Annotated in this window: 22 protein-coding genes and 1 rRNA gene; 8 read left to right on the forward strand and 15 right to left on the reverse strand. The window is 67.5% G+C overall.

The window, feature by feature from the left end; genetic code table 11:
• Positions 1-20: 20 nt before the first annotated feature.
• Positions 21-1,025, reverse strand: coding sequence for a YlbL family protein (locus tag ACSMFO_RS28125; RefSeq protein ID WP_179948475.1), 1,005 nt, complete (start codon positions 1,023-1,025; stop codon positions 21-23).
• Positions 1,026-1,228: 203 nt separating this feature from the next.
• Between ACSMFO_RS28125 and ACSMFO_RS28130 the strand changes: the two genes are divergently transcribed.
• Positions 1,229-2,578 carry a zinc-dependent metalloprotease gene (locus ACSMFO_RS28130; protein ID WP_360093973.1) on the forward strand — a complete coding sequence of 450 codons (1,350 nt, stop codon included), beginning with the start codon at positions 1,229-1,231 and terminating at the stop codon, positions 2,576-2,578.
• A gap of 6 nt (positions 2,579-2,584) precedes the next feature.
• Here the strand turns inward: ACSMFO_RS28130 and ACSMFO_RS28135 are convergent, their stop codons facing one another.
• The gene (locus ACSMFO_RS28135) at positions 2,585-3,148 is read right to left on the reverse strand and encodes a M48 metallopeptidase family protein (RefSeq protein WP_016331633.1); all 564 of its coding nucleotides are present in this window, start codon (positions 3,146-3,148) and stop codon (positions 2,585-2,587) included.
• 163 nt (positions 3,149-3,311) lie between these two features.
• Here ACSMFO_RS28135 and ACSMFO_RS28140 point away from each other — a divergent pair, with 163 nt between their 5' ends.
• The 3 genes from ACSMFO_RS28140 (at position 3,312) to ACSMFO_RS28150 (ending at position 6,818) form a co-directional block, all read left to right on the forward strand.
• Positions 3,312-4,346, forward strand: coding sequence for a hypothetical protein (locus ACSMFO_RS28140; protein ID WP_436461109.1), 1,035 nt, complete (start codon positions 3,312-3,314; stop codon positions 4,344-4,346).
• Positions 4,347-4,423: 77 nt separating this feature from the next.
• The gene (locus ACSMFO_RS28145; RefSeq protein WP_436461110.1) at positions 4,424-5,764 is read left to right on the forward strand and encodes an ABC1 kinase family protein; all 1,341 of its coding nucleotides are present in this window, start codon (positions 4,424-4,426) and stop codon (positions 5,762-5,764) included.
• A 142-nt stretch (positions 5,765-5,906) separates the two neighbouring features.
• Positions 5,907-6,818: a hypothetical protein gene (locus ACSMFO_RS28150; protein WP_436461126.1), complete on the forward strand. Its 912-nt coding sequence runs from the start codon at positions 5,907-5,909 to the stop codon at positions 6,816-6,818.
• 5 nt (positions 6,819-6,823) lie between these two features.
• Here the strand turns inward: ACSMFO_RS28150 and ACSMFO_RS28155 are convergent, their stop codons facing one another.
• From ACSMFO_RS28155 to ACSMFO_RS28180, 6 genes are all read right to left on the reverse strand, one after another.
• Positions 6,824-7,003 carry a hypothetical protein gene (locus tag ACSMFO_RS28155; RefSeq protein ID WP_037345931.1) on the reverse strand — a complete coding sequence of 60 codons (180 nt, stop codon included), beginning with the start codon at positions 7,001-7,003 and terminating at the stop codon, positions 6,824-6,826.
• A complete protein-coding gene (locus tag ACSMFO_RS28160) occupies positions 7,000-7,869 on the reverse strand; it encodes a class I SAM-dependent methyltransferase (protein ID WP_436461111.1) in 870 nt (289 codons plus the stop codon). The genes ACSMFO_RS28155 and ACSMFO_RS28160 overlap by 4 nt, the downstream gene beginning before the upstream one ends.
• A gap of 104 nt (positions 7,870-7,973) precedes the next feature.
• Positions 7,974-8,225 carry a hypothetical protein gene (locus ACSMFO_RS28165; protein WP_436461112.1) on the reverse strand — a complete coding sequence of 84 codons (252 nt, stop codon included), beginning with the start codon at positions 8,223-8,225 and terminating at the stop codon, positions 7,974-7,976.
• Positions 8,222-8,605 (reverse strand): WhiB family transcriptional regulator, encoded by a 384-nt coding sequence (locus tag ACSMFO_RS28170; protein WP_436461113.1) that lies wholly within the window; start codon positions 8,603-8,605, stop codon positions 8,222-8,224. The genes ACSMFO_RS28165 and ACSMFO_RS28170 overlap by 4 nt, the downstream gene beginning before the upstream one ends.
• A 167-nt stretch (positions 8,606-8,772) precedes the next feature.
• Positions 8,773-9,039, reverse strand: coding sequence for a hypothetical protein (locus ACSMFO_RS28175; protein WP_436461114.1), 267 nt, complete (start codon positions 9,037-9,039; stop codon positions 8,773-8,775).
• 216 nt (positions 9,040-9,255) lie between these two features.
• Entirely contained in the window at positions 9,256-11,343 is a 2,088-nt protein-coding gene (locus ACSMFO_RS28180; protein ID WP_378418183.1) for an ATP-dependent DNA helicase UvrD2, read from the reverse strand.
• Between the two features lie 63 nt (positions 11,344-11,406).
• Here ACSMFO_RS28180 and ACSMFO_RS28185 point away from each other — a divergent pair, with 63 nt between their 5' ends.
• Together ACSMFO_RS28185 and ACSMFO_RS28190 are read left to right on the forward strand one after the other, a co-directional pair.
• Positions 11,407-12,135, forward strand: a complete 729-nt coding sequence (locus ACSMFO_RS28185; protein WP_016331624.1) for a DUF4191 domain-containing protein — start codon at positions 11,407-11,409, stop codon at positions 12,133-12,135.
• Positions 12,136-12,566: 431 nt separating this feature from the next.
• Positions 12,567-13,193 carry a hypothetical protein gene (locus tag ACSMFO_RS28190; RefSeq protein ID WP_436461115.1) on the forward strand — a complete coding sequence of 209 codons (627 nt, stop codon included), beginning with the start codon at positions 12,567-12,569 and terminating at the stop codon, positions 13,191-13,193.
• A gap of 63 nt (positions 13,194-13,256) precedes the next feature.
• Here the strand turns inward: ACSMFO_RS28190 and ACSMFO_RS28195 are convergent, their stop codons facing one another.
• Positions 13,257-13,742 (reverse strand): RDD family protein, encoded by a 486-nt coding sequence (locus ACSMFO_RS28195; RefSeq protein ID WP_436461116.1) that lies wholly within the window; start codon positions 13,740-13,742, stop codon positions 13,257-13,259.
• Positions 13,743-13,914: 172 nt separating this feature from the next.
• On the opposite strand from ACSMFO_RS28195, the gene glnA reads away from it, so the two are divergent.
• Entirely contained in the window at positions 13,915-15,339 is a 1,425-nt protein-coding gene (glnA, locus tag ACSMFO_RS28200; protein WP_038518791.1) for a type I glutamate--ammonia ligase, read from the forward strand.
• A gap of 91 nt (positions 15,340-15,430) precedes the next feature.
• Here the strand turns inward: glnA and ACSMFO_RS28205 are convergent, their stop codons facing one another.
• The 5 genes from ACSMFO_RS28205 to ACSMFO_RS28225 form a co-directional block, all read right to left on the reverse strand.
• Positions 15,431-15,865 (reverse strand): acyl-CoA thioesterase, encoded by a 435-nt coding sequence (locus tag ACSMFO_RS28205; RefSeq protein WP_020633826.1) that lies wholly within the window; start codon positions 15,863-15,865, stop codon positions 15,431-15,433.
• Positions 15,866-15,995: 130 nt separating this feature from the next.
• Complete coding sequence (locus tag ACSMFO_RS28210; RefSeq protein WP_436461117.1) at positions 15,996-18,968, reverse strand: bifunctional [glutamine synthetase] adenylyltransferase/[glutamine synthetase]-adenylyl-L-tyrosine phosphorylase; 2,973 nt, start codon at positions 18,966-18,968, stop codon at positions 15,996-15,998.
• Positions 18,969-19,079: 111 nt separating this feature from the next.
• Complete coding sequence (locus ACSMFO_RS28215; RefSeq protein WP_436461118.1) at positions 19,080-20,198, reverse strand: anion permease; 1,119 nt, start codon at positions 20,196-20,198, stop codon at positions 19,080-19,082.
• A 105-nt stretch (positions 20,199-20,303) separates the two neighbouring features.
• Complete coding sequence (locus ACSMFO_RS28220; protein WP_436461119.1) at positions 20,304-21,059, reverse strand: type 1 glutamine amidotransferase; 756 nt, start codon at positions 21,057-21,059, stop codon at positions 20,304-20,306.
• Positions 21,060-21,148: 89 nt separating this feature from the next.
• On the reverse strand, positions 21,149-21,601 hold the full coding sequence (locus ACSMFO_RS28225) for a rhodanese-like domain-containing protein (protein WP_436461120.1): 453 nt from the start codon (positions 21,599-21,601) through the stop codon (positions 21,149-21,151).
• A 107-nt stretch (positions 21,602-21,708) separates the two neighbouring features.
• Between ACSMFO_RS28225 and ACSMFO_RS28230 the strand changes: the two genes are divergently transcribed.
• Complete coding sequence (locus ACSMFO_RS28230; RefSeq protein WP_436461121.1) at positions 21,709-22,155, forward strand: Lrp/AsnC family transcriptional regulator; 447 nt, start codon at positions 21,709-21,711, stop codon at positions 22,153-22,155.
• A gap of 123 nt (positions 22,156-22,278) precedes the next feature.
• On the opposite strand, the gene rrf is transcribed toward ACSMFO_RS28230, so the two are convergent.
• A 5S ribosomal RNA gene (gene rrf / locus ACSMFO_RS28235) occupies positions 22,279-22,382 on the reverse strand; the annotation flags it as partial.

Genomic DNA, 22,382 nt, shown 5'->3' on the forward strand with positions numbered 1-22,382 from the left:
GTCCCTTGCTCCCCCGGCGGTCAGCAGGAGGCGGTGGGCCGTCCCGCCTTGAGGTTCTCGAGCTGCGCGATCGCCTCGTCCAGCGTCGAAACCTTGATCAGGTTCAGGCCATCGGGCGCGGCGGTCTTCGCCTCGGCGCAGTTGTGCGCGGGCACGAGGAAGTCGGTCGCGCCGGCCTCACGAGCGCCGACCACCTTGAACGAGATGCCGCCGATCGCGCCGACGGCGCCCTTCTCCGAGATCTCGCCCGTTCCGGCGATGTGCCTCCCACCGGCGAGGTCGCCGGGCTCCATCTTGTCGACGATCGCGAGCGCGAACATCAGTCCCGCCGACGGGCCGCCGACATCCTGCAGCGAGATCTTCACGTCGAAGGGAACGTCCGCGCGGTCCACCGCGGTCAGGCCCATGAAGCCTTCCGGCCCGTCGGGCCGCTGCGCGAGCGTGAGCGGCACGGTGCGTTCGGCCTGCCCGTCGGATTTGAAGGTGATCTGGACGGTCTGCCCGGGCTTCGTCCCGTTCAGAGCGGCCCGCACATCGGTCGCTTCCTTGACCGTCGCCCCGTTGACCACCAGCAGCCGGTCCCCCGGGGCGAGCACCTTGTCCGCGGGGCTGCCGGAGACGATCGTTTTCGCGAGCACCTTCACCGGGAACTTGCGCCGCAGCGCGGCGACCTGGGCGGCGGTCTGCGAGTCCTGCAGCTGCTGGATGTTCTCCTGGCGGACCTGCTCGTTGGTCTCGCCGGGCTTGAAGTACTCCTCGCGCGGCGCCAGCGCGTACCGGCCACTCGCCCAGAGTCCGAGCGCGTTGAACAGCGTGATGCCGCCATCGCGCAGGGAGACCGTCGTCATCCGCAGTTCGCCGGAGGTCTGGAAGATCTCGTGCCCGTTGACCTGGATCACGGACTGTCCGGCGGCGTCCTTGCCGAGGGTGTCGTAGGTCGGGCCGGGGCTGATCGCCACATACGGCACCGGGATGAAGAACCCGACCAGCGCGAAAGCGACGAACAACGCGCCGCTGACCAGCAGCGTCCAGCCGCGCCGGGTCAGCCGCCGTTCGGAGCGGTCCTGGTCACCCGCGGAGCCCGAACGGCTCCGCGCTCCTGTGGTCTCCTCCGAGGGCTCTGTCACGCGTGACAGCGTACGGTGACTGTGTTCGCTTCTCGGTGAAGGCCACGCTCATCACTCCACTTGACGAGCTGTGAATCCCAGGACCCGCGTACGGTGGTGCCATGAGCAAACCCCCGTTCGGCTTCGGACCGCCCGATCCCGACAAACGAGGCGAGAACGAGCCGTCGGATTCCGGCGGCCAGCCCTCCGGCGCCGAGGCCTTCAATCAGCTCGGTCAGATGCTCAGCCAGCTGGGCCAGATGCTCAGCCAGGCCGGCAGCTCGACCGGGCCGGTCAACTACGACCTGGCGAAACAGATCGCGTTGCAGAACCTCAGCAGCAGCGACAGCGGAGACGTCAAGCTCGGCTTTTCGTCGTCCAGTGGCGGTGACTCGAGCACGGCTGTCCGTGATGCCGCCCATCTGGCCGAGCTGTGGCTCGACGCCGCGACGATCCTGCCCGCCGGAGCCACCTCGACCGTCGCATGGTCCGCGCGCACTTGGGTCGAGAAGACCCTGCCGACCTGGCAGCGCCTCTGCGACCCCGTCGCCCAGCAGGTTTCGGGCGCGTGGGTCCAGGCCCTGCCCGACGAGGCCAAGCAGGCCGCCGGCCCCCTGCTCTCGATGATGGGGCAGATGGGCGGGATGGCGTTCGGCTCCCAGCTCGGCAACGCCTTGGCTCAGTTGGCTTCCGAAGTGCTCACCTCCACCGAGGTCGGCCTTCCGCTGGGTCCCGCGGCCACTTCCGCCCTGCTGCCGGCGAACATCGAGAAGTTCACCGAGGGCCTGGAGCTGCCGACCAGCGAGGTGCTGGTCTTCATCGCCGCACGCGAGGCCGCCCACCAGCGGCTGTTCGCCCACGTGCCCTGGCTGCGGCAGCGGCTGCTGGCCACGGTCGAGGAGTTCGCGAACGGCATCTCCGTCGACACGTCTGCGCTCGAACAGCTCGCGGGCCGGATCGATCCGTCGAACCCGGCCAGCATCGAAGAGGCCATGTCGTCCGGCCTGCTCGAGCCGCAGACCTCGCCCGAGCAGAAGGCGGCGCTGAACCGCCTGGAGACCCTGCTCGCACTGGTCGAAGGCTGGGTCGACGTCGTGGTCGCCGAGGCCATCGGCGACCGGCTGCCGGGCGCGGACGCGCTCCGGGAGACGCTGCGCCGCCGCCGGGCCACCGGTGGTCCCGCCGAGCAGACCTTCGCCACCTTGGTCGGGCTCGAACTCCGGCCCAGGCGGATGCGGGCGGCTTCCTCGTTGTGGAAGCTCGTCGGCGACCAGCACGGCATCGAGAAGCGGGACGGCCTCTGGTCCCACCCCGACCTGATGCCGACCGCCGAAGACCTCGACGAGCCGCTCGACTTCTCCGAACGCCTCGGCGATGGCGAGTCGACGCTCGAAGGCATCGACCCGATCGCCGAGATCGAACGCGCCGAGCGCGAGAAGAACAAGCCCAAGGGCGACGAAGACGAGAACTGAGGCACGTCAGTCCTCCGCCGCGATGCCCCAACCGGCGGCGGAGGACAGGCCCTCCAGGTAGCCGATGGCGCGTTCGGTCTTGGGATAACGGCGAACGAGCTCCCAGAACGCCGCGTTGTGCCCTGGTTCCTTCAAATGCGCGAGTTCGTGCACGAGGACGTAGTCCAGCACCCATCCCGGCACCCGGCGCAGACGATCACTGACCCTGATCGTCGCGTCGACCGGCGTGCAGGACGCCCACCTCGTCCTCATCGGCGGGACCCAGCGGACACTCGCGGGTATCGCCTTTCCGTCCAGATACTTCGCCGAGAGCACGGCGCAGCGCGCCAGCAGCGCCTCGTCGGAGGCCTTCGGCGGCGCGGCCTGCCGCGGGCCCTTGCGCAGCAGCTTGCGCTGCATCTCGGCAACCCAGTGCTTCTCCTCGGCCCGGGTCATCCGGGCAGGGATCAGCACGACGAGGGTGTCCTCGTCCCAGTACGCGGTGACGGTCCGGTGACGGCGTTGGCTACGCCGTACCTCGACCTTGTGTTCGGGAGTGTCCGACGGATTCGTCGTGTCCCGGCCCCTCAACGAGGGCGTCCGTGCTTCGACCACTCGACCACGGTAAGGCCAGTCACCGACAACTCCGAGGGCCGAAAGGTCACAGCCCCCAGTTGTCCACAACGGGGCCAACCTGTGGATAACTCGCGTTCTTTCGGGCGGTGGGACGGCGGACGGGTGCGATCCTGCGATCATGAACCTGCGCGAACCTGATCTGCGATCGATCATCCTTCCCGCCTTCCCCGCCCTGCTTCCCGGCCTGGATGTGCTGGAACGGGGGAACGGCGAGATCCAGATCGGCCTCGACCCGGCACACGCCGTGGTGGTCGGCGGCGTCGCCGCCGAGGTGGCCGAAGCCGTCCGCGGGCTGGACGGAAAGCGGGCCGCGGACGACATCGTGCTCGCGCAGAGCGAACACGACGAACAGCTGCGGGACCTGATGACGGACTTGACGGCCCGAGGACTCCTGACCGATGCGGGGCAATCCGACGGGTATCCCAGACCGAGAACGGAAACAGGGCTCTGGTCGCTACGAGCCCGCCACCATCAGGCGGCCATGACCGCACGCCGCAAGCGCACCGCGGTGGCGATCCACGGCGACGGCAGGCTGGCCGCGGCCCTCGCCGTCCTGCTCGCCAAAGGCGGCGTCGGGCATATCGACGTCCGGGCTTCGGGCGTCGTCGGTGAGGGTGACCTCGGCTCGGGTTACACCGAAGCCGAGATCGGCATGCCACGCCGGGACGCACTGGCCCAGGTGGTGCACCGTGCGGGCACGGACATCGCGACCACCAGGCTCTACTCGGATCGCCGGCCGGAACTCGTCCTGCTCACCGACGCCGTCGTACCGGCTCCCGAGCTGGTCGAGGGGCTCGTCCGCGACGGGGTCAATCACCTGCCGGTGCGCGTCCGGGACGGGATCGGCATCGTCGGACCGCTCGTGGTGCCCGGACGCAGCAGTTGCCTGCGCTGCGCCGATCTCCACCGCGCCGGCCGCGACGACTCCTGGCCGAGGGTGGCGAGCCAGCTCGCGGGCCGGGTGCAACAGCCGGACCTCGGCGCCGTCCACGCGTGCGCCGCGCTGGCCGCCGCACAGGCCCTCCGGCTTCTGTCCCCCGGCGACCAGGCTCCGCCCGCCTGGAACGCGACACTGGAGATCGACTTCTTCGACGGCGCGATCCGGCACCGCGACTGGCCGCCGCACACCGGATGCGGATGCGGCGCCCGGTGATACGGCGAGCGATGTAGCCCACACACACTCCCTCAACAGGCTGCGCGGGCGCAGTGAATCAAGGCAGAATCGCGAAGGTGACCGACTCCCGCAACGCCGAGGACCGTGACGCCGCCATCCCCCGGAACGGGGCCGCGCGAACGGCGAAGCTGGCCAGTATCCCCCTCGGCATAGCGGGGCGGGCGGTCGGCGGCTGGGGCAGGCGGCTGACCGGGCAGAGCGCCGAAGAGGTCAACGCGACCCTGTCGGCCAAGGCGGCGGAGCAGCTTTTCGAGGTCCTCGGCACGCTCAAAGGCGGCGCGATGAAGTTCGGCCAGGCGCTGAGCGTCTTCGAGGCCGCGGTGCCGGACGAGATGGCGAAGCCCTATCGCGAGGCCCTGACGAAGCTTCAGGCGGCCGCGCCGCCCATGCCCACCCGGCAGACCCATCGGGTCCTCGCCGAGCAGCTGGGGCGCACCTGGCGGCAGCGATTCGCCGCCTTCGACGACGAGCCCGCCGCGTCCGCGAGCATCGGCCAGGTCCACCGTGCGACCTGGCACGACGGTCGCGAAGTCGCCGTCAAGGTGCAATACCCGGGAGCCGACGACGCCTTGCGGAGCGACCTTCGGCAACTCCAGCGTTTCAGCAGGTTGTTCCAGGCCTTCGTGCCGGGGACCGAGGTGAAACCGCTCCTGGCGGAACTCGCCGAACGGATGAACGAAGAGCTCGATTACCAGGCGGAAGCCCAAAACCAGCGTGACTTCGTGAAGGCGTTCGAAGGCGTCCCCGGGTTCCTGATCCCCCGCGTGGTAGCCAGCGCGCCGAAGGTCGTCGTCACGGAGTGGGCCACCGGCACACCGCTCTCGAAGATCATCGCCGACGGTGACAAGGAGACACGGGACCGCGCCGGCCGCCTGCTCACCGAGTTCCACTACTCGTCCCCTGAACGAGCCCGGCTCCTGCATTCGGATCCTCACCCCGGCAACTTCATGCTGACCGCCGACGGCAGGCTGTGCGTCATCGACTTCGGCGGGGTGTCCCGGCTGCCCGAGGGGATTCCGCAGCACCTCGGCGAGATGACCCGGCTGGCGCTCGACGGCGAATCCGCGAAACTGATGCGGCTGCTCAGGGAGTCCGGCTTCATCCGGGCCGACGCGGACCTGCGGGCCGACGACGTACTCGCCTACCTGGCCCCGTTCACGGAACCGCTGGCGGGCGACACGTTCCACTTCACTCGCCGCTGGATGCAGCGACAGGCGGGCCGGGTCGGCGACACCCGCGGCCGGGATTTCCGGATCGGCCGCTCCCTCAACCTCCCGCCCGAGTACCTGATGATCCACCGGGTGACCGCCGGATCGACCGGCATCCTCTGCCAGCTCGACGCCGAGATCCCCGCCCGCGCGATCGTCGAACGCTGGCAGCCGGGCTTCGCGGCCTGAGAAGTTATCCACAGGGAACGTTGCGACTGAGCCGAAAACGGGCTCTCTCGGGCGAGTTGTCCACAAGTTGGCTGAAGCGGTTCCACCCGGTCGGCCCAGCGGTCATCCTCGATTCATGACCACTACACGAAGCGCCCGACTCATGGCGCTCAGTAACACCAGCGAGTCAGGGATCATCACCAGCCGCGAGCTACGCAAGGCGGGCGTCACCGCGCGCTACGCCGCGAAGCTCTGTGGCCCGGGCGGCCCTTGGCGACGGCTGATGCCGGGCGTGATCCTGTTGCGCGACGCGGCGCCCACCCGCCTTCAGCTGCTGCAAGCCGCTGTCGCGCGGTTCGGGCCGGACGTGGTGGTGACAGGCGCCGACGCGCTACGCGCACGAGGCACCGACTGCCCGGTCACACGGGAGGTCCATCTCCTTGTCCCCGACTACCGGCGCGTTCCGGCGGAGCCCGGCATGCTGCCGCGAAGAACCACGCGGATGCCGCCGCCGACCTTGATCGACGGGGTTCCGTTCGCCCCACCTGCCAGGGCCGCGCTCGATCTGGCCCGGCTGGAGCTCGACCCCTCGCGAATAGACGAGCTGATCGCGCTACCGCTGTATTGGGGTCTGTGCACGCTCGAGGAGCTCAGCGAGGAGCTCGATTCCGGCAACCGACGGGGTTCAGCCGCGGTACGGGCGGCCTTGCGGCGCGTCGATCCCGAAGAGACGTACGCGCATGGGCTGGCGAAGAGGGTCCTCAGCGGCTGCCCGCTGCCCTCGCCGTCGTGGAATACGACGCTCTGCGACCGACGAGGGCGGCCCATCGGTACCGCCGATGCCTGGTGGGACGACATCGGCATGGCGTGGCAGTTTCGCGCCCCGAAACAGGGCGCCGCCAATTTCCATCCGCTGGCGCTGACCGCGACCGGGACCGTGCTGGTCCGCTGCACCATCGACCAGCTGAAGAAGGTTCCGATGGAAGTCGCGGCCGAGCTCGTCAGGGCGTTCGCCGAAGCGGCGCGGACGCCGAGGCCGAAGGTTCGCACGGTCGGCCGGATCGACGCCGCCTGAGTGATTCACCAGTACTCGTCCGGCAGCTTTCCCTCGATGTCACGGGTGTGGCGGCGAGCGCAGGCGGGGCACATCCAGCGCACGACGTTCTTCTCGCGGGTGGAAACCCAGGCGAGCGTCTGCGCCGGCTCCTCGTCGACGCCGCGGATCCTGCCGCACAACGAGCAGCCGACCGGGTCGTTCACGACCGCCGTCCGCAATGGACCGTCTTCGCCCCTTGCAGAAACAGGTCCTGGCGTGCGCCGAGGAAGGCGGGGCTCGCCGGATCCACCAACGCGGCCACGGCCTCGTGGTCGTCGTCGGCGAGGCGATCATTTGCCACCTCGTTCAGCCAGGTCAGCCGCTCGATGATGAACTCGCGCAGCAGTTCCGGTCCGGGCGCCGGATGGTGGATGAGCACGCCGAAGGAATCGACGTCGGCGAGACCGGCCCGCTGCAACGCGATGTTCCAGCCGTAGGGCATGGAAACGGAGCCGGGGATCCCTGCCCGCATCTCGGCGAACCACTCACCGCGCGCGGCGAGCAGCCGCTCCTCCAGCCCGGGCCGGCCGATGCCGAGATCCCAGGGAAGACAGTTGAAGTCCAGGCCGCCCTCGGAGATGGCGACCAGGCCGCCGGCGCGGGCGAGCCGGGCGAGGGTGTCGATGGCCGCCTGCTGGTCGGGCAAGTGATGGACCACGCGGGAAGCCCAGACCAGATCGGCGGGCGGAAGCTTGGCGGCCAGCCCGTCATCGGCCACGTCGGCGTGGATCGTCTCCACGGTGGCCCTGTTGCCCGCGGCCGCGCGGACGACGCGGTGCGCTTCGGCGAGCAGGTGCTCGGTCGCGTCGATCAGCACGATCTTGGCACCGACGGACGCGAGCTCCTCGGCGAAGAGCACGCTCATCCCGCCCGCGCCGCAGCCGACGTCGAGAATGGTCGGGCCTTCCGGCATGCCCTTCAGCAGCCGTCGAGCCGCCTCCCGCATCGGCTCGGCGTCGAGCGCCTCAGCCATGCGAAGCGATCGAAGCCGGTCAGCCCAGTCGATGTCGTCGTGCGTGTGTACGGCCATTCCCCCAGTGAACACCAAGCCGCCCCGACCAGCCCCAGAAGGGAGCGGGGGACCTTTGCTACCACCGTGCCGTGGTAGCAAAGGTCCCCCGCTCCCCCGAGTGGTCAGGCCTGAAGGCGCTCGGCTCGCCGGGTCGCCCAGCGGGCGACCTTGGTCCACCTGCGTACGGCGCGCGGGCCGCTTCGAGCCCGCTGAGCGCGGACTCCCTCCTCGAGGTCTCGTATTCGGGCCCTGGACAGTTCTTCATAAAGCAACATTTCGCTGGTCTCCTCGACCTTGATCTCGTTCAATTCGGTCGGCGCGTGAATTCCCGTCCGCGCCTCGTAATCCCTGGTGGTGATGAGTTCGACGGTCATGCCGCAGCGCTCCGCTCGACCTTGCGCGCGACGGGGCGAGCCTCGGCGGCGGGCTCGACGACCGGGTTCTTCCGGGGGCGGCCACGGGGCCGCTTCCGCGCGACGACAACGCCACGCTCGAAGATCTCGCCACCCCAGACACCCCACGGCTCACGCCGGGAAAGGGCGCCCGCGAGGCAGGCGGAACGGACCGGGCAGTCCGCGCAGAACGCCTTCGCCCGCTCGAGCTCTGCCGGCGACTCGGCGAACCAAAGATCCGCGTCGCCCGAACGGCAGGGAAGCATCGACTCAGGCGAGTCGATGGCGTCGAGCAGGTCTACGACGCCGGCGTCGGCGAAAGGCATTGCCTCCCCCGGCGCGAAAGCTATGGCCGATGACATAAGTGCACTCCTCTGTCCCGTAACGGATTTCTTACTCACGGTGGAACTGGACAACGCTGAACCCCAATTAGGTTGTGCAGCCAACTTGTTTGTGCAGCAAAAACACGAAGGCCGCGGATCCGGTAACCCGGTTCCGCGGCCTTCGTGAGCCTCTGGTCCTGACTAGGTCAGGAACTTCGCTCCCGTATGGACAACGGAACACGGAACTTCTTGATGACCGGCAGATCGACGCCACCGTTCTCGTACGCCCCACCGATGGCGGCAGCGTGCGAGAAGGTCTTTTCAGCGGCGATCCGGCCGAGGTCGAAACGCTGGGTGCCGCGGGCGGCGAGGATGCTCACGGGCACAAAGGTGCCCTGGCGCTGAGCCTGCGGGACTTCCGCGACGCAGGACAGACGGGTGCCAGGGTTCGTGAGCATCATGTTGATCGTCATTTCACCGGCACCACCTTTCTCTGTCGCGCGCGAACCGCCCGGCGGTCTACGCTGTGTTGTAGATGTTCTTCCCCAGTCCGGGCTCTTCCCGCCCGGTACTTGCAGGTTATTGCCCCCGGCCGCACCGGGGCAACTTATTTTCCAGAAAATCCGTCGAAGTTGCGAAGATCGGCTCTGAGCAGCGGGTTCGCCGCGTGGATCATGCCTGGAACGCGGTCAAGACCCCACCGAGGCCCGCACGACGTCGAGAACCTCCGCACCGAAGCGTTCGAGCTTCGTCGCTCCGATTCCGGAGATGGCGCACAACGCCGTGTCATCGGTCGGCCGCTGCTCGGCGATGGCGACCAGCGTCGCGTCCGTGAAAACGACGAAGGCCGGCACCTTGAGCTCACGCGAACGTTCCCCCCTCCAGGACTTCAGTTTCTCGAGCAGCTGCTCATCCACGTTGGACGGGCAACGGGAGCAGCGGCCCAGCTTGATGTCGAGCGTCTCCGGCAGCGGCCCGCCGCATACCCGACAACGAGCCTTGTTGCCGGACTGCTTCGGCTGCTGCGAGCGGGCCACCCGCGCTGCCGGATGGTCTTCGGGGATGAGGCCGTAGAGGAAGCGGCTCCGTCGCCGATTGCGGCGATTTCCCGACGTCCTGGCCAAAGCCCACGAGAGCGAGAGGTGCTCTCGCGCCCGAGTGACGCCGACATAAAAGAGACGCCGCTCTTCCTCGATGGCCGCATCGTCGCCATCGGCATGGAGGATCGGCATGGTCCCTTCGGCAAGCCCGACGAGGAACACAGCGTCCCATTCGAGACCCTTCGCCGCGTGAAGCGAGGCCAGGGTGATGCCCTCCACCGTCGGCGGATGCTGCGCTGTCGCCCGCTGCTCGAGCTCCGCGACGAAACGCGGCAGATCCGCGTCGTCGACGGTGGAAGCCAGCTCCTCAGCCAACTCGACGATCGAGAGAAGCGCGTCCCATCGCTCTTTCGCCGCGCCTCCGGCGGGAGGCTGGTCCGTGAGCCCGACCTTCGCGAGCACGGAGCGGACCCGGGTCACCAGCTCGCCGGTGTCGGCGTCGGTCGACGCCATCCGCAACGCGGACATCGCCTGCCGGACCTCCGCCCTCGCGAAGAACCGCTCGCCGCCACGGACCAGGTACGGGATGCCCAACTCGGCCAGCGCCTGCTCGTAAGCCTCCGACTGGGCGTTGACGCGGTAGAGCACCGCGATCTCGCTCGCCGTCACTCCGCTGTCGAGCAGATCGCGGATCCTGCGGGCGACGGCCGCGGCCTCGGCGGTCTCGTCGTCATATTCGGCGAACCGCGGGACCGGCCCGGAAGGACGCTGGCCGATCAGTTTCAGCCTCGACCCCGCAGGACGGCCACGCGCGGCGCCGATCACTTGGTTGGCGAGAGCCACGACCTCCGGAGTCGAGCGGTAGTCCCGCTCGAGCCTCACGACCGTCGCCTCGGGAAACCTCCGTGTGAACTCCAGCAGCGGCCGGGGGGAAGCACCACCGAACGAATAAATGGTCTGGTTGGCGTCGCCGACGACGGTCAGGTCGTCGCGGCCGCCGAGCCAGGCGTCGAGCAACCGCTGCTGCAACGGCGTGACGTCCTGATACTCGTCGACGACGAAGCAGCGATAGCGCTCGCGGAACTCCTGGGCCACCACCGTGTGCTCCTCGAGGACCGCGGTGGTGTGCAGGAGCAGGTCGTCGAAGTCCAGCACCTGCGCGGCGTTCTTGACCTTCTCGTAGTTGCGGTAGACCTCCGCGACCTGCGACGCGGGCGCCGGTGTGTCCCGCTGCGTACGCGCGGCGACCGCCGGATAGTCGTCCGGAGATACCAAAGAGGCCTTGCTCCACTCGATCTCACTGGCGAGGTCGCGCAGGAGCTCCGTCTCGGTGCCGAGCCCGGCCTTGTTGGCGGCTTGGCTGATGTAGCGGAACTTGTTCTCGAGGAGTTCCCACGGCCGGTCACCGACCACCTGTGGCCAGAAGTAGCGCAGCTGGCGGCGGGCGGCGGCGTGGAAGGTGAGCGCCTGGGCGGCGTCGACGCCCAGCCCTCGAAGACGCGTGCGCATCTCGCCCGCCGCGCGAGTCGTGAAGGTGACCGCGAGAACCTGACCAGCGGCGACGTGCCCGGAACGGACCAGGTGGGCGATGCGATGCGTGATCGTCCGCGTCTTGCCGGTCCCCGCGCCCGCGAGGACACAGACCGGCCCCCTCGGGGCGCAGGCGGCGGCACGCTGCTCGGGATCGAGCCCATCGAGCAGGCCTGGACGACTCTTCGGGGACGATGCGCTAACCACGCCCCGATCCTCGCAGAGGGCCCGACGGGATCGGCGCAGGGCACGCGGCCGTATCCTGGTCACATGGCGGGAAAGCAGGACAAGGAAGCAGCGAAGCTGGCCAAGAAGGAGAAGCGTGCCGCGAGCAAGGCTCGCCGCGGGCAGATCTTCGAGGCCTTCAAGATGCAGCGCAAGGAAGACAAGGCGCTCATCCCCTGGATGGTCGGATCGCTCCTGGTCATCACCGGTGTGGTGTTCGGCATCGGGTTCATCTTCGACGTCCACTGGGTCGTGCTGCCGCTGGGCATTCTGCTCGGCGCGCTCGCCGCCGTGATCATCTTCGGCAGGCGGGTTCAGAAGACCGTGTACTCGAAGGCCGACGGGCAGCCCGGTGCCGCAGCCTGGGCACTCGAGAACATGCGAGGCCGCTGGAAGGTGACGCCGACCGTGGCGGCCACGACCCAGCTCGACGCCGTGCACCGGGTGCTCGGCGGGCCGGGTGTCGTGCTCGTCGCCGAGGGGGCGCCGCACCGCGTGAAGTCCCTGCTCGCGCAGGAGAAGAAGCGTGTGTCCCGCCTGATCGGTGAGACCCCGATCTACAACGTGATCATCGGGAACGAAGAGCAGCAGGTGCCGCTGAAGAAGCTTCAGGGCTACCTGATGAAGCTTCCGCGCAACCTCAAGCCCGCCCAGGTCGACGCGCTGGAAGCGAAGCTGGCCGCCCTCGGCAGCCGCGGTGCCGCCATGCCCAAGGGCCCGATGCCCGCCGGCGCGAAGATGCGCAACGTCCAGCGCACCATCCGCCGCCGCTGACCAAACGAGTATCAGGGGTCCTTTGCTACCGCTAGGTGGTAGCAAAGGACCCCTGATCCGTCTTCGGGCGAAAAACTGTCGGTGGGTGGTCGCATGATCACTGTGTGGACCGAACTACGAGCGCCCGCCAGAAAGTGCTGGCAGCGATGTTCCCGGACGGCGTGGCCGCCCGGGCGAAACTTGTCGCCCTGGGGTACTCACACTCCTCGATCTCCCGGTATTGCCGAGAAGGCGGACCGTGGAGGCGTCCGATACCCGGCGTCATCCTCCTGACCAACACCACACCGACCAAGCACCAGCTCTTGAAGGTCGCACTGACTCACGCGGGCCCGGAGGCGATGCTCACCGGCGTCCAGGCCGCCAGGTTGTACGGAGTACGAAGACTCCCGCCAGAAAGACGTGCGCACACCTTGATCCCCCACCGGAGCAAGGTGGCCACTTGGGGATTCGCCGTCGTAGAACGAACCATCCATCTGCCGGAACCAGTGGAAATCGACGGACTGCCCGTCGCCCCGCTCGCCCGGGCCCTGATCGACGCGGCGCGACGTATGGACGAACTCAAGTCGGTGCGGGCCATGATCCATGATGCGGTCCATCGCGGACTCTGCACTCCTAAGGAACTTCGAGACGAGCTTGCCCAGGCCAGCACGATCGGCTCCGCGCTCCCCCGAATCGTCGTCAACGCCCTCCAAGATGGGGTCGGCTCCGCCGTCGAGCAGTGGCTGGAGTCCGTCCTCGAGCGCAGCGGCTTGCCCCGGCCCACACGGAGGGCGGAGCTGCGGACTTCAGACGGAGCGGTGGTCGGGGTCGCCGACGCTTGGTGGTCGCAGGTCGGCGTCGCATTGCAGGTTCGCCATGACGAGGTCGCTCTCGAACCGGACAAGTCGTCCACGATGCCGGCACTGGTCGCTCCAGGCCTCATCGTCGTCCAGGTAAGCCCGGCGCAGCTGCGTGACGAGCCGCTGGTGGTGATCCAGGACCTGCGAGCGGCGCACCGCCGCGCTCGGCAACGACCGCCTCCAGACCTCGGGAGCGTTCCCGCGGCACCGGCCGCCTGACCACGGCCGGTCCAGCAGCGGCATCTCCCGGCGAGAGCAAAGGTCCCTTGCTCCCCTCCGAGGTCAGCGCATGCGGATCACGACGGTCCCGGTCAGCCGGTCGAGCCAGCTTCGGCCGTCGATATTGCGGATCGCGGCCGGAATGATCACGAAGGTCAGCGCCGCGCGCACGACCGCGCGCCACACCCCGACCATCTGCGCGCCGTCGAGCCTGGCGACACGGATACCGACCACAGCCATACCGGGCGTGAAGCCGAAGAAGGCCGCAGGAATGACTGTGATCGCCGCCCAGACGCCGACCGACCAGAGATTGAAGGTCTGCATCACAGCCGGATCTTGGAGACTGGGCGTCACGAAGAGGGTCGTGACCAGTGAGGCGAGAACCAAGTCGATGATCAGCCCGAGAACGCGTGCGCCGCCGCCCGCCACCGAGCCGACACCCGATTGGGGCAAGCCGAGTCGCTCGCCACGCCACCGCTGCGTACCCTCGCCACCGGCAGTCGTCTCGTCACCGGCTCCGGGCAGCCATTCTCCGGTCCATCTCGCCACCCATCCAGGGTATGCCGGTGGCGCGGGCCACATTCGCCCTGGTCGACTACCCGATATCGCCGCCCCGTTAACACCGGCGAAACATACGGGTGACGGTCGGGCAACACCGCGCTCTTAGCGTGAGCCGAAGAGAGTACTGCCGCCGGCAACGAACGAGAAGGAGTCACCGAGGGTGCCCACTACTCCAGACGACATTCAGCGCCTTATCGCCGACGAGAACGTAGAGGTCGTCGACGTCAGGTTCTGCGACCTGCCCGGCGTTATGCAGCACTTCACCGTTCCGGCGAAGGCGTTCAACGAAGAAGCCTACGAAGAAGGCCTGGCCTTCGACGGCTCCTCGGTGCGTGGTTTCCAGTCGATCCACGAATCCGACATGCTGCTCCTCCCGGACCCCGAGACTGCGCGTATCGACCCGTTCCGCAAGGCGAAGACGCTCTCGCTGAACTTCTTCGTGCACGACCCGTTCACCCGTGAGGCGTACAGCCGCGACCCGCGCAACATCGCGCGCAAGGCCGAGCAGTACATCTCCGAGTACGGCGTCGCCGACAACGTGTTCTTCGGCCCGGAGGCCGAGTTCTACATCTTCGACTCGATCCGGTTCGAGTCGGCCGAGCACGCCTCGTTCCACGAGATCGACTCCGTCGAGGGTTGGTGGAACACCGGCGCCGACGTGCCGGGCGGCAACCAGGGTTACAAGACGAAGTTCAAGGGCGGCTACTTCCCGGTTCCGCCGGTCGACCACTTCGCCGACCTGCGCGACGAGATCGTCCGCAACCTGCAGGGCTCCGGTTTCGAGATCGAGCGCGCGCACCACGAGGTGGGCACCGCCGGCCAGACCGAGATCAACTACAAGTTCAACACGCTGCTTCACGCTGCGGATGACCTGCAGCTGTTCAAGTACATCGTGAAGAACACCGTGTTCGCCGCCGGCAAGACCGCGACCTTCATGCCGAAGCCGCTCGCCGGTGACAACGGCTCGGGCATGCACTGCCACCAGTCGCTGTGGAAGGACGGCACGCCGCTGTTCCACGACGAGTCGGGGTACGCGGGCCTGTCCGACACCGCCCGCCACTACATCGGCGGCCTGCTCAAGCACGCGCCGAGCCTGCTGGCCTTCACCAACCCGACCGTCAACTCGTACCACCGGCTCGTGCCGGGCTTCGAGGCGCCGGTCAGCCTGGTGTACTCGCAGCGGAACCGGTCGGCTTGTGTCCGTATCCCGATCACGGGCAACAACCCGAAGGCCAAGCGCGCCGAGTTCCGGTGCCCGGACTCGTCCGGTAACCCGTACCTCGCGTTCTCGGCGATGATGATGGCCGGTCTCGACGGCATCAAGAACAAGATCGAGCCGCCGGAGCCCATCGACAAGGACCTCTACGAGCTTCCGCCCGAGGAGGCCCAGAACGTCAAGCTCGTTCCTGGCGACCTCGGCGCAGTTCTCGACACGCTGGAAGCGGACCACGACTACCTGCTCGAGGGTGGCGTGTTCACTCCCGACGTGATCGACACGTGGATCTCCTACAAGCGTGAGAACGAGATCGACCCGCTGCGGCTGCGCCCGCACCCGTACGAGTTCTCGCTGTACTACGACGTGTGATCGTGCGGTAGGCAACACCAAGAGCACGCCGGTGGTGAGGTGCGGAAGCGCCCTCACCACCGGCGTTTCTTATTGGTCTTTCGCGGTACAGCTACTCCGAAGTGGAAAGAACCTTCAGGTCGACGCCTGCTCGCTCGATGCGGCCCCGCGGGTCGTCCACCAGTTTTCGGCGCTCGAGATCCATCAGCCCCAGCGTGCACGTGATCTCCGCGGAGAGGGTGCCGTCGACCTTGTAGATGTTCGAGTCCATGTGGAAGGTCTTGCCGGTGCCGAACTTGGCGTCGCAGGTCACGTCGACGACATCGCCCGCACGAAGCTCGCGCCTGAACACGATATGGGACTCGAGCAGCACGAACGCAAGATTCGCATCGCGCATACCTGAGTTGAGGCCGCCGGCGAGCTCCATCAGCTCGAGTCTGGAGACCTCGCCGTAGGAGTGGTAGACGGCGTGGTTGAGATGGCCAAGGGTGTCCAGCTCGTAATGGCGCACCTTGATCCGGGTGCGAAATGGCTCGCGCACAGTCACCGGTCCACTGTAAGTGCCGCTCCCCGTCCTCGACCCTGAGTGTGAGCAAGGGACCTTTGCTGTCACCTCGTCCGTTCCGCACGGGGCGGTAGCAAAGGTCCCTTGCTCACTTACCGCAGGTCATGGCGGGTCAGCCCTGGTAGAAGAGCGTCTCCACGACCGCATGAGCACGTCGCGTCGTCCGACGATAGGCGTCGAGGAACTCGCCCGGATCGTCATCGGCCGAGTAGCCGAGCACTCGCGCGACCGCGGCCAGGTCTCGACCGGAGCTGGGGATCTCGTCGACGGCCTTGCCCCGGACCAACATCCCGGCATTCCGAACACGCGTCGCCAGCAGCCAGGCCTCGGTCAAGGACTCGATCTCGGCGGGCTCGGCGAGCCCCGCCTCAGCCGCCGCTTTCAGTGTCTCGATCGTCGAGGTGGTCCGAAGCCCCTCGACTTCATGCCCATGGCGCAGCTGCATGAGCTGCACAGTCCACTCCACATCGGCGAGCCCTCCGCGGCCGAGTTTCGTGTGCCGTGTCGGGTCGGCGCCCTTGGGCATCCGCTCCGTCTCCACTCTGGCCTTGATCCGCCTGATCTCCCGCACTCGAACCGCGTCGAGGCCTTCTTGCGGGTACCGAATGGGATCGATCATCTCGATGAACCGAGCGCCAAGATCCTCGTCACCGGCGATGAACCGCGCTCGGAGCAGCGCTTGCGATTCCCAGACCTCCGCCCAGCGACCGTAGTAGCTGCGGTAAGACTCAAGGGTCCGCACCAACGGGCCGCTTCGCCCCTCCGGACGGAGATCAGCGTCGACGACCAGAGCAGGGTCGGGGCTGGGGGCACCGAGGATCTTGCGCACCGTCTCGGCGACCGAAGAAGCGAACTTCGCTGCTTCGGAGTCCGACACTCCTTCGGTCGGCTCGCACACGAAGAGAACATCCGCGTCAGATCCATAGCCGAGTTCGGCCCCACCCAGGCGCCCCATACCGATGACAGCGATCTTCGCGGGGGTCTGGCCGAGCTCGGCCTGACGCTGGCGGAAAGCAGCGGCCAAAGCACCTTGAAGCACAGCGACCCACACACTCGACAACGCCGCGCAGACTGCTGGGACATCCAGCAACCCCAGCAGATCCGCCGACGCGATTCGCAGCATCTCGTGACGGCGGAGCGATCTCGCGGCCGCGACCGCGGCGTTCAAACCCGGTTGCCGCCGCACCGCGGCTCGCAGGGAGGTGGCCACCTCTGCCGGGGTGCGACCGGCCAGCCGCGCGGGATCACCGAGCAGCTGCAGGACTTCGGGTGCTCTCGCCAGTAGGTCGGGTACCAGTCGCGAAGTACCCAGCAGAAAAGCGAGCCGCTCGACGACTGCACCTTCGTCCCGGAGAACCCTGAGGTACCAAGGCGTTGCCTCAAGCGCTTCGGAGACCTTCCGATAAGACAGCAGCCCACGGTCAGGGTCCGGAGTGTCGGCCAGAAGGTCCAGCAAGACCGGCAGCAGAGCCTGCTGGATGGCCGCCCGGCGCGACATTCCCGCAGTCAAAGCCTTGATGTGCTGCAGGGCACCGTCCGGAGCGGCATAGCCGAGCGCGGCGAGACGACTCTCTGCCTGTTTCGTGGTCAGCCGGAGCGCTTCGGTCGGGACGTTCGCGACAGACTGCAGCAGAGGCCGGTAGAAGAGCTTTTCGTGAAGCCGTCGGATGCTCTGCAGGTGGCGGCGGAACTCCGCCAGCAGGACGTCCCCTTCACTTTTGCCCCGAGCCGGTCGCACACCGCTCGCTCTCGCGATCGTTCGCAGCTCGCTGACGTCCGTAGCAGCAGGGAACAGGTGCGTGCGCCGGAGCCTGCGAAGCTGAAGTCGATGCTCGATGGTCCGGAGAAACTCGTAAGACGATGCCAGCTCCGCGGCATCCTTCCGGCCGACGTAGCCGCCGTCACCCAGGGCAGCGAGTGCGTCCATCGTGGACGGAGAGCGCAGCTCCGCGTCGATCCGACCGTGGACCAGTTGCAGCAGCTGCACCGCGAACTCGACGTCCCGGAGACCTCCACGCCCCAGCTTCAGCTCTCTTTCGGCGTGCGCGGAGGGCACATGCCCTTCAACGCGGCGCCGCATCTTCTGGACTTCGGGGACGAAATTCTCGCGATCGGCCGCTGCCCACACCTTCGGCGCGACCATCTCCGCGTACTTACGCCCGAGCTCGGCGTCGCCTGCCACCGGGCGTGCTTTGAGCAAGGCCTGAAACTCCCAGGTCTTGGCCCACTTTTGGTAGTAAGCGGCATGTCCGTCGAGGGTCCGGACCAAGGCGCCCGCCTTGCCCTCCGGGCGCAGCGCCGCGTCGACCTCGAAACAGGCCTTCCCGACCACGCGCATCATCGTGCTGGCCAACCGCGTGGAGACCGACAGATCGCCATCGCCGACGAAGATGACGTCCACGTCGCTCACATAGTTCAGCTCTCGACCACCGCATTTGCCCATCGCGATCACGGCGAGCAGGCCTTCGGCACTGGCCCCCACCTCAGACTCCGCGACCAGCAGCCCCACGGTCAGCGCGGCCTCCGCCAGCGTGGTGAGCTGGGCTCCGATCTCGGCATAGGGGGGCTGGCGAAGGCCGGGTTCGACCAGATGCCCGAGGTCGGCCGCTGCGATGCCGAGGAGCAGCTCGCGGTAGCCGACGCGAAGAGCCTGCTCCGCCTCAAGCCCGGTGAGCACCTCGCCTTCCGGACGTAGGTGGCCGAGGAGACTGCTCACGTATTGATCCGGCTCAGTGCTCTTCTGCCCTTCGAGGGCCTTCCAGCAGCCGGTGTTCGAGACCATGAAGTCCGCGAGTGCGCTCGAGGTGCCCAAAACACCGAGCATTCGGCCGCGGAAGGTGCGATTGGCGCGCAGCGCCTGGTCGAGCCCGTTCCAGGCGGCTGGGTCGACTTCCCTGATCCGATCCAGGCCGCTCAGCGCGAGATCGGGATCCGCGGCGCGGGACAGTGCGGACAACACGTCGGCGGCGGAGCCGTCCGGGCCGGATTCGGTCCACCAACCGGCAGCACGCAGCTGCCCGTCGGCACGGGGATCGGTGAAGCCGTATCTCGCCACGGAAGCGGTCGGCCTGGCGCGCTCAACCATCGGCTTCCACCGTAGTCGCCCTTCCGCCCGGGGCCAGACGGACGCGCAAGGGAGCAAGGGACCTTTGCTACCAGCTCGGCTCGCGCGGTAGCAAAGGTCCCTTGCTCCCTGCTAAGCGGCGATCCTGCCGACTTCCTGTTCCGGAACGGGCGGGGCGGGGCTGGTGAAGCTGCTGGCGTTGACGGGGCTCCGCCGGGAAAGGAGGTAGATCCCAATGCCGATCGCGAGCCCCGCGACGCCAACGGCGATCGTCCCCACCGCGCCGGTCGAGGTCACGAGGCCGGCACCGGCGCCGACGATGGCGGCTGCCGGAAGTGTGAACAGCCAGGCGACCACCATGCGGCCGGCCGTGCGCCAGCGAACCGGCGACTCGTTCCTGCCCACTCCGGAGCCGACGATCCCTCCGGAGCAGACGTGAGTCGTCGAAAGCGGAAAGCCGAAGTTCGTCGAGGCGAGGATGACGGCCGCCGAACTGGTCTGCGCGGCGAAGCCCTGCGGGCCATCGATGTCCGTCAGGCCCTTACCCAGAGTGAAGGTGATACGCCAGCCGCCGAGGTATGTGCCGAGCGCGAGCGCCAGCGCCGCGCTGACGATCACCCAGAGCGGCGGCCCTGCCCCGGCGGGGAGGGTTCCGGCGGTGATCATCGTCAGGGTGATGACGCCCATGGTCTTCTGCGCGTCGTTCGTGCCGTGAGCGAGCGAGACCAGCGAAGCCGAGATGATCTGGCCGACTCGGAAGCCGGCGGTGCGGCCGCGGCGGACGAAGATCCGATAGACGAAGTACGTCACGATCATCGCGACGAGGCCTGCCAAGACGGGCGACAGCGCCGCCGGGACCAGGACCTTCTCGACGATCTTTCCGAAGTGGACGGAGTCCGTTCCCGCGGACACCCACGTGGCGCCGATCAGTCCCCCGAACAGCGCGTGGGACGAGCTGGACGGTAGTCCGACGAACCAGGTGACCAGGTTCCAAACGATCGCCCCGACCAGGCCACCGAAAACGATCGCAGGCCCGATCTTGGTGTCGTCGACCAGTCCATTCGAGATGGTCTTGGCCACTTCGACCGACAGGAAGGCGCCGACCAGGTTCAGGACCGCGGAGATCGTCACCGCGACCTTGGGACGCAACGCCCCAGTGGCGATCGACGTCGCCATCGAGTTGGCCGTGTCATGGAACCCGTTTGTGAAATCGAAAATTAGGGCCGTGACGACGACGAGCACGACCAACACTGAGGGCTCCACCCCGACCTCCGAACCCTTCGAAACTCCCTTCGCAAGGTACCTGACAGGTAGACCCGAGTGTTAACAACCCATACGTATTTGAGACATAAGTCGTTAAGCCATCGGCAAAGTACGTTGACGGTCCGCAGCCGGAGCGAGGTCACCGGACACCAGTCGGACGAAGCGTTGGGCGAACGGCCGCCAGGTTTCGGTGATATCGGCATGCGCCCGGGCCAGGTTTTCCGGGGTCAGTACGTCCGGCCGGGTGAGTTCCGCCATTTCCGGTGCCTGCCGCGCCCAGTCGAGGATCACCTCTGGCGTCGTCTCGATGTGGAACTGGACACCGTAGGCACAACGGTCGAATCGGAAAGCCTGATAGGGATACCGCGGAGAGGAGGCGAGAAGCTCGGCTCCGGCAGGCAGCCGCGTGATCGCGTCGTTGTGGAACTGCAGGACATCCTGCATGAGCGGCAGGTCCGCGAACAGCGGGTCGGTCCACGCGGCGTCCTTCTTGGACACAAGCCCAGGGCCGACCTCGGGTCCCTGATCGCCAGAAGCGACGCTGCCGCCTAGTGCCACCGCCAGGAGCTGGCTGCCGAGGCAGATCGCGAGCGTCGGGATCCGCGCGCCGGCGGCCTTCGCAAGAAGCTTCCGCACGTCCGCGAGCCACGGATGAGCCTCGTCGTCGTTGGCGCCCATCCCGCCGCCAAGGCATACGACGCCGGCGTATCCGCCGAGATCGGCGGGGAGAGTCTGATCGGGCAGCAACCGGATGTCGAGCTCGGCGCCTGCCTCGGTGAGCCAGTCGCCGAGGGGGCCGATCGGATCTGATGCATCCGGCTGGATGACGAGCAACTTGGGAGCGGTCACCTCCCCAGCCTACGACCGCACCGACAGCAAGGGACCTTTGCTACCGCGTGGGGGAGGCGGCGGTAGCAAAGGTCCCTTGCTCCTCAGGGTCAGCAGGCGCAGCGCGGGGCGGGTGCGGGGGTGTGCGCGGAAGGCAGGGCGTCTCGCTCAACGGGATAGCCGGCCGCTTGCCAGGCGGTGATACCACCTGACAGGCGTTTGACCTTGAAGCCGAGCTCCGCGAGTTTCAGGGCCCCCTTGGTCGCGGCGTTGCAGTGGATGCTCTCGCAGTAGCAGATGTAGACGAGTTCGCTGTCCAGCCCGCTGACCGACTCCGCTGTCATGTCCCGGTAAGGGAGATTGATCGCGCCGGGAATGCGAGCAGACGTGAAGGCCTCGGGAGCTCTGGTCTCGACGACCACGTATCCCTGCTGGGCGCCAGAGGTGAGATCTCGGACCAGGTCGTCCGGGTCGACCTCGAGAGCGAGTTCGGCACGAAGGTGCGCGGCCGCGGTCGCGCTGTCCAGAGCCGGAAACGTCAGTGCGCGGGGTTCGGTCGTCATGGCTCAATCTTCGTGGTCAGTGATCATCCACAACATCGGAGAATCCAGGTCTCGGCGGCGGCTAGCCTGGAGATCCCTGGCAGGCATGACGATCGACCTGGAGTTCTGTGAGCCTCGATGATCTCGACTGGCAGCTGCTCGAACTGCTCCAGTCAGACGGCCGGTTGACCTATTCGGAGCTCAGCCGGCGGGTGTCGCTGTCCGCGCCCGCGGTGACCGAGCGGGTTCGTCGGCTCGAGGAGAAGGGGATCATCACGGGGTACTCGGCGAGCGTCGATCTGACGAAGCTCGGGCTTCCGATCGAGGCGATGGTTCGGGCAAGGGTACGCAGCCTGGACACGGCACGCTTCCGCGAAACCATCCTCGCATTACCGCAGGTGCTCGACGCCGACCACGTCACGGGTGACGAGTGCTGGTTCGTGCGAGTCGCCTGCCGGAACACGGCGGAGCTGGAGGAACTCGTAGAGCGGATGCAGCGCTACGGCGAGACCACCACTTCGCTGGCCTTCTCGTCGCCTGTGCGCCGGCGCGCGGTCGGCCGAGAAAGCTGCTGAGCGACTCCGCGGGGGAGCAAGGGACCTTTGCTACCACTCGGCGGGGGCAGACATGAAAAAAGGTCCGGGACCTGGGAGAACTCTCGGTTCTCAACCAGGTCCCAGACCTTCTTCTCAATGTTAGTCCGGCGGTGTCCTACTCTCCCACAACCCTTCGGTTGCAGTACCATCGGCGCTGTCAGGCTTAGCTTCCGGGTTCGGAATGGGACCGGGCGTTTCCCTGACGC

Origin of the sequence: Amycolatopsis sp. w19 (genome assembly GCF_051373225.1) — a bacterium.
Taxonomy (GTDB): domain Bacteria; phylum Actinomycetota; class Actinomycetes; order Mycobacteriales; family Pseudonocardiaceae; genus Amycolatopsis; species Amycolatopsis japonica.